The sequence below is a fragment of the Chelativorans sp. J32 genome, from assembly GCF_000518985.1.
GTDB lineage: Bacteria > Pseudomonadota > Alphaproteobacteria > Rhizobiales > Rhizobiaceae > Chelativorans.
Genome location: NZ_JAEQ01000037.1, coordinates 1 through 6376, shown reverse-complemented (window position 1 = coordinate 6376; position 6376 = coordinate 1). Strand labels below are relative to the sequence as shown.

Genomic DNA, 6376 nt, shown 5'->3' with positions numbered 1-6376 from the left:
CTAGAAGCCTCAAGCCTCGGCTTTCGTCGCATCCGTCTCGATCTGCAGAAGGACAGCGTGGAGAAAGTAGCGCACCTCTTCCTCTGCTGCACGAACGTCAACGCCATTCGCCGTCAATTGCTGCAACAGATTTCTAGCGGTCTCCCGCCAGAACAGATTTGCTTCATCACCGTGCTTCGTTCGAAGAGCTTGAGCGATACCGCTCAAAAGTTTCTGCTGGCGATAAAGGGGGAACGAGACGACACTTGCACTCATGAGCTTCCTCTCCGAATCGGGGGAAACCTAAAGGCGTGTGGTTAACGACCCATGAGCAGAGCGTGCGCCGTCCCGGTGAGCGGCTCGCGCGAAGACAAAACGCCCTGCCGGCCGAAGCCGGCGGGGCGTATAAGCGTAAACGGCAGGGAGGTTTAGCAGTTCCCGCCTAAACCTACGGTGCCCTTTATGCTGTAGCCGTCACCGGAGGGTTTCTGGACTGGTCTTGGCTAGTGCCTCGAGGAGGCGAAATTGTCACAGGCAAAGTTCAGGGATCTGCTCGAGCCGAGACCGTGAGGGGTGTCAGATCATTCCCACTCAATCGTCCAAACCCACCTTAAGCCATTGATATCACATATAATTATGGCCTTCGGGCGCACAAAAACCGACTACTGGCTAGTCAAAATGTTACGCTTTTGATTTTAAAGGGAAAAAGGGTCGAAAAAATTTGTGGGTTTCAAGGACAATCGGCGTCTATCGCCCGTTTGGACCCTGTGAAGGCCACCCCACGGAATAGCCGATTTGTATCAGAAAACACCGCTGACCACAATGAGCGACCTGCCTCGAACAAGAGGTCAGTTTGCGTTTGTGCGGATTTGCTAACCACAGCGCAGCAAACCAAAACTCCTTCAAACTGGCGCATAGTTTGAAATCATGCTAAAACACTCACCATGAGTGAGCAAACGACGGGGAAGTTAAAGCAGCTGGAGCACCTCCTGCCAGAGGGATTGCTCGTCGATGCCGCGTGGCTTTCTGCTCACGGCTACTCAACCTCACTGCGCACCAAATATGTCGCCTCGGGTTGGCTCGAACAGCCGGCTCGCCGTGTCTATCGGCGCCCTCGCGGACAGCCTGGCTGGCAGCAGGTGGTCATCTCCCTGCAGACGCTTCTAGGCTATCGTCTCACCGTTGGCGGCCGGACAGCCCTCGAGCTGCAAGGCTATGCCCATTACCTCTCACAGGATCGTTCCGAGATCCACCTTCACGGTCCAGCAAGGCCACCCAGCTGGCTCACGACGCTGCCGCTGACGGAACGGTTCGTGTATCATAACAGCACGCCGCTTTTCGGGGCCGACCTGGAAGGTATTAGCTTCCCTTCCCTCGTTTCGGACCGCGCACCTGATGCGCCAGATGCGGGATCTTTTCAGGATGCCGGACTGCGCGTTCTGCCCTGGGGCCAATGGGACTGGCCGTTGACGGTTTCGACGCCCGAACGAGCGGTTCTCGAACTTCTCGATGAACTCCCGCAGCAGGAAAGCTTCGATCAGGTCGACGTGCTGATGGAGGGTCTGAGCGATCTTGCGCCGAGGCGGCTCCAGAAGTTGCTTGTCCGCTGTCGCAGTGTGAAGGTGAAGCGCTTGTTCTTCTTCTTTGCCGATCGGCATCGCCATGCATGGCTCAAGCATGTCGACCGGACCGCAATCGATCTGGGATCGGGCAAGCGCATGCTGGTCAAGGATGGCAGGTACGACCCGACCTACGAGATCACCGTTCCCAAGGAACTGGCCGAGGCGTATTGATGGCATTTGCGGACACTTACCGAAAGCAGGTCGCACTACTGATCCGCACACTGCCTTCGGTGGCTGCTGAAGAGTGCTTCGCGATGAAGGGTGGCACGGCAATCAATCTGTTCGTGCGCGACCTGCCGCGTCTCTCGGTCGATATCGACCTTACCTACCTGCCAGTGCAGGATCGCGCGACCTCGCTTGCAACGATCGATGCGGCGATGGCGCGTATCGCCGAGCGCATTACCGAGACAGTCCGCGGCTCCCGTGTCGCTCCGTCACGCTCACGCGAGAACGTGATCACCAAGCTCGTGGTCCGTGGCGATGGCGCGCAAATCAAGATTGAGGTGACGCCGGTCCTGCGTGGCTGCGTGTTCGAGCCCGCCATACGTTCGGTCTCGCCCAGCGTGGAAGACGAATTCGGCTTTGCCGAAATGCGGATCGTCTCCTTCCCCGATCTTTATGCCGGCAAGATTGTCGCCGCGCTCGACAGGCAGCATCCGCGCGATCTGTTCGACGTCCGCGACCTACTGGCGAACGAAGGCATCGACGAGGCCCTTCGCCGTGCCTTTCTCATCTATCTCATCAGCCATGATCGTCCCATGGCCGAGGTATTGGCAGTTCGGCGCAAGGACATCGCCACCGAATTCGCGCGCGGTTTTGTCGGCATGACCCGGCAACCGGTCGAACTCGAGAACCTGCTTGCGGCGCGTGAAGCATTGATCGCCGGCATTGTCGGCGCGATGCCCGATGCGCACCGCCAGTTCCTGTTGGCGTTCGAGCGTGGTGAACCCGACTGGACGGTCCCCGACCTAGAGTCCGCCGCCGATTTGCCAGCCGTGCGATGGCGGCAACAGAACCTTGATGGTTTGAAAGCCGATAAGCGTGACACGCTGGTGCGGCAACTTGAAGAGGTGCTGACCACGTAGATGCCTAGTGCGGCACATCGGCGCGAACGGAAATGCGACGATTCCTTTTTAGTCACGGGGTTTATCGGGAGGGAATGATCCGGGTAGTGTTTGGCAGTATTTCCAACCACCTCTCTACTGGCAGCAATTCGAGGAGCTTTGCGTCGAGTTGCTCGGCGAGGTCTATGATGTCCCGAATGCCCAGCAAGTTGGCCGCCCGGGGCAGGCACAGAACGGCATTGATGTATTCGGGCAGTCGTCGCGGCACGGCAGGATCGGGATTCAGTGCAAGCGACTTTCCGACCTTGACGAGCATAACAATCCCTATCCGGGCGGGCCCATCACGCGCGCCTTTCTTCGCGCAGAAGCGAAGAAGGCGCTGGGCTTCAAACACGACCTCAAACTCTGGATCCTTGCTACCACCGCGCGCCGGGACACAAAGGTTCAAGAGTGGGTGGAAGAATCAAACGAGGAGTGGCAACAGGCCGGCCGTGACAGGATCGCTATCGTCTGGACTTGGGATGAGTGCATTTCCCATCTCAACAGCTATCCCAACCTTCAACGCAAATATTATCAGGACGTGATCCAGGTCTGCGCGCCGAAGGATCTCGACGAAATTATCTTGCGCACCATTGCCATGGCGTTCGCCCGCCCTGCGTTTGAAGTGCCGCTTCACTGCGAAACGCCGAGCGAATTCTTTCAAGCGTTGAAGGATACGCAAAAGGCTCTGCGCACCGGCGAGCTGGTCGATCGCGAAAGCAGACATGTCATTCGCAAGGCAATCGGCGGTTACCATGAATTGGACGATAGTCATGCACGTGCGAGGCTCGGTGAGGTTGATAAAAACCTGAAGCTCTTGAGGACGCAGCTCGAGCAAGGACTTAAGGATAAGACGATCCCGACAGTCGGCACCTGTCTGGATATTCGAGAGCCAGCCCTTGCCCATTATCTTGAAGAGCTACGCCAGCGATGCGTCGATGAGCTAAACCAGGTTCTCAGGGGCACCGCCATTCCCACAATATAGACGACAGAGCGGCCGTATCGGCGGCTCGACCTCACATCGTACGGGTGACATATTTTGACACCCTCATGTGCAAACCTGTTCCTGTTGTAGGACAGGTGATTCGCAGTGGCTCGCCCACCCGCGCAACCTGCACTTCAGACTGCTGGACGCTGCGATGGGGAGAGCTCGATGAATTTCACGCATTACAATCTGGGGCATGTCGAACGGGGCAGTGTGGTCGTGGTGACGCTCAGCGGCAGTGCGGCCAACGTCCGCCTCATGGATGGCTCGAACTTCAGCAACTACAAGTCCGGGCGCCAGCATCGCTACGTCGGCGGACTCGCCAAACGTTCTCCGGTGCGGCTGCCGGTACCGCATTCCGGCACCTGGCATGTCGCCGTCGACATGCAGGGGCTTCGCGGATCGGTGCGGTCCGGAGTTCAGGTGGTCCCGGGGGCGGCGTTCAACCCTCTGCCGACAATCAACGAGGCACCGCTGCGCAGTGTCCCCACACTCGTCCGCGACGCCGATGATGATCTCGCGCCGCCCCCCGAGGCACCCGATGGCCGATTGTTCGACGTTTTCATCTCCCACGCATCCGAAGACAAGGACGAGGTCGTCCGACCGCTGGCAAATGCACTGCGCGAAGCCGGATTGTCGGTGTGGTATGACGAATTCGAACTGCGGATCGGCGACAGCCTTCGCCGCAAAATCGACCGGGGTCTGGGAAGCAGCCGTTTCGGCGTGGTTGTGCTGTCGCAGGCGTTCTTTGGCAAAGGCTGGCCCGAATACGAACTCGACGGGCTCGTCACCCGCGCCGTATCGGGCGAGCAGATCCTGCTGCCGGTCTGGCACAACGTCTCCAAACGCGAGGTGATCGGCTACTCGGCTTCGCTCGCCGATCGACTGGCGCGCAGCACCGCCACCCACACCGTCGAAGAGATTGCCACGGAAATCGCGGACGTCGTGCGCTTGCCGAACGCCGCGTGACGCCAGATGCACCAGGAGAGACCCAGATGAGAAAGCAGATTGAAGATGAATGGAACGGCTGGGACGGCGACACCATCGTCCGGCTGACCGACGGTTCGGTGTGGCGCCAGGAGGAATATCACTATGAGTATCGCTACGCCTACCGCCCCTCGGTGACCCTGTCCGGCAACGTCATGCATGTCGAGGGCATGAGCCGCGGCATCCGCGTCCGCCGGATCGACTAGGAGAACAACGGATGCAGACGCGCATTGCAGGAGCCTGGACGGGCTGGAGCGGCGATACCATTGTCAAGCTCGCCAATGGAACGGTCTGGCGCCAGGATCAGTACTATTATCGCTATCAGTACAAGTACCGGCCACGTGTGGTGATCGAGGGCCGGTATATGCATGTCGAGGGCATGCCCAAGGCGGTGCGCGTGCGCCGCATCGATTAGCAGTCAAAGTGTCGCCTCCGCGGCGGCACTCATAGCCGCTCATTCAACACTCTGCCCGCCACCGGTTTGGAACATCTCAACAAGTTGCTGGTAATCAGTCATTTGAATCTGGATGTTCGGGCATATCGAATGTGGCATTGAGCAAATTGTTATCCGGCCGAGCGCAGACATACCGCCCCGGCTTTCTTGCGCGCTTGTTTGCTTCCGGAAAATGGAAGCTGACCCTGGACCCGAGACTGTCCGGGCGCATCCGGTTGCGCCAGGATGGTGATATCGAGCTTGCCTGCCTCGATATCGTGTCGATTTCAGCCAGCAAGGCTCTGCTGTGGCATAGCGTTGAGATCCGTTCGCGCGGCAGAACGGATGGTCTATCCGGCCTGACAGGCGAAGCAGCCGCGCAATTGGTCGCTGACCTTCACGCCTTCATCAATTCTCATCTCTTCGGCCTGATTGGCGCCGAAACGGGCCGCTTGCACGATGTCGATGCCCGACTTCGGACAATCACCGAAGGTAGCAGGCAGTATCTCGCTCAAGCCGATCTTGGCCGGGCGATTGCCAGCGTTCCAGGCGATGCGGCCGCAGCCCTCGCGCACCCGCTCCTGAATTCACAGTTGATGCCGGCCAAGCTCAAGGCGTCTCTGCCGCCGTCGTTCACATTCCTGACGGATCCGGGCGTTCGCCAAGCCTATAATGAAGCATTCGTCGCCGCGGAGCTGGAAAAATTCGAGCCGTTCTTCGACGATCTCGACGGGCGGTCCCTGTCCGATCAGCAACGCGAAGCCTGCATTCGCCTCGAGGACAACAATTTGCTGGTCGCCTCGGCGGGCTCGGGCAAGTCCGCGACCATGGTCGGCAAGGTTGCTTATGTCCTGGAAAAGCAGCTCTACCGGCCTGAGGAGATCCTGCTTCTGGCCTTCAATAAGAGTGCTGCCGATGAATTGAAGACCCGGATCGCCCGGCAGTTGCAGGTCGAGGAAGGTGAGTTGGCTTGCCGCGTCACGACATTTCATGCGCTGGGACGCGGCATTATCGAGGAGGTCGAGGGGCGGCCGCCCCAATTGGCCAATTGGGTGGAGCACCCTGCCGGCGAAACCAAGGTCATCGAAGAGATCATCCAAGCCTTGGTCGAGAGCGATCCGGAGTTCGCGCGGATGTGGAGCGATCTGCTGGTGGTGCATCCCAAGGCCGACATTCCAGTCGAGGTCTTCGACACCGAAACCGACTATAATCGCTATGCCTCCGATCGCCTCAGGAAGGGCTCTGCCACGATCGGTTCGCTTGCCGG

At 59.0% G+C, this 6376-nt stretch carries 8 protein-coding genes; 7 read left to right on the top strand and 1 reads right to left on the bottom strand.

The features are described from left to right. Positions 1-9 precede the first annotated feature (9 nt). Positions 10-255 carry a DUF6074 family protein gene (locus CHEJ32_RS0123135; protein ID WP_028034132.1) on the bottom strand — a complete coding sequence of 82 codons (246 nt, stop codon included), beginning with the start codon at positions 253-255 and terminating at the stop codon, positions 10-12. 668 nt (positions 256-923) lie between these two features. On the opposite strand from CHEJ32_RS0123135, the gene CHEJ32_RS0123130 reads away from it, so the two are divergent. The 7 genes from CHEJ32_RS0123130 to CHEJ32_RS0123100 all read left to right on the top strand — a co-directional run. Then, the gene (locus tag CHEJ32_RS0123130) at positions 924-1772 is read left to right on the top strand and encodes a type IV toxin-antitoxin system AbiEi family antitoxin domain-containing protein (RefSeq protein ID WP_028035887.1); all 849 of its coding nucleotides are present in this window, start codon (positions 924-926) and stop codon (positions 1770-1772) included. After that, positions 1772-2686 carry a nucleotidyl transferase AbiEii/AbiGii toxin family protein gene (locus tag CHEJ32_RS0123125; RefSeq protein ID WP_028035886.1) on the top strand — a complete coding sequence of 305 codons (915 nt, stop codon included), beginning with the start codon at positions 1772-1774 and terminating at the stop codon, positions 2684-2686. The genes CHEJ32_RS0123130 and CHEJ32_RS0123125 overlap by 1 nt, the downstream gene beginning before the upstream one ends. A gap of 148 nt (positions 2687-2834) precedes the next feature. Next, positions 2835-3689, top strand: a complete 855-nt coding sequence (locus tag CHEJ32_RS25910) for a hypothetical protein (RefSeq protein WP_051469878.1) — start codon at positions 2835-2837, stop codon at positions 3687-3689. 168 nt (positions 3690-3857) lie between these two features. Next, a complete protein-coding gene (locus tag CHEJ32_RS0123115; protein WP_028035885.1) occupies positions 3858-4658 on the top strand; it encodes a DUF1883 domain-containing protein in 801 nt (266 codons plus the stop codon). Between the two features lie 26 nt (positions 4659-4684). Then, complete coding sequence (locus CHEJ32_RS0123110) at positions 4685-4882, top strand: hypothetical protein (protein WP_028035884.1); 198 nt, start codon at positions 4685-4687, stop codon at positions 4880-4882. An 11-nt stretch (positions 4883-4893) separates the two neighbouring features. After that, positions 4894-5091, top strand: a complete 198-nt coding sequence (locus CHEJ32_RS0123105) for a hypothetical protein (protein WP_028035883.1) — start codon at positions 4894-4896, stop codon at positions 5089-5091. 137 nt (positions 5092-5228) lie between these two features. After that, positions 5229-6376, top strand: a 1148-nt coding sequence (locus CHEJ32_RS0123100; RefSeq protein WP_245261271.1) for a UvrD-helicase domain-containing protein, incomplete at its 3' end; no start/stop codon positions are given.

What these genes read in the sequence shown, in the direction of transcription:
- CHEJ32_RS0123125 (WP_028035886.1), top strand. Translation starts at nt 1,772, where the DNA reads ATGGCATTTGCGGACACTTACCGAAAGCAGGTCGCACTACTGATCCGC.
- CHEJ32_RS0123105 (WP_028035883.1), top strand. Translation starts at nt 4,894, where the DNA reads ATGCAGACGCGCATTGCAGGAGCCTGGACGGGCTGGAGCGGCGATACC.
- CHEJ32_RS0123115 (WP_028035885.1), top strand. Translation starts at nt 3,858, where the DNA reads ATGAATTTCACGCATTACAATCTGGGGCATGTCGAACGGGGCAGTGTG.
- CHEJ32_RS0123110 (WP_028035884.1), top strand. Translation starts at nt 4,685, where the DNA reads ATGAGAAAGCAGATTGAAGATGAATGGAACGGCTGGGACGGCGACACC.
- CHEJ32_RS0123135 (WP_028034132.1), bottom strand. Translation starts at nt 255, where the DNA reads ATGAGTGCAAGTGTCGTCTCGTTCCCCCTTTATCGCCAGCAGAAACTT.
- CHEJ32_RS0123130 (WP_028035887.1), top strand. Translation starts at nt 924, where the DNA reads ATGAGTGAGCAAACGACGGGGAAGTTAAAGCAGCTGGAGCACCTCCTG.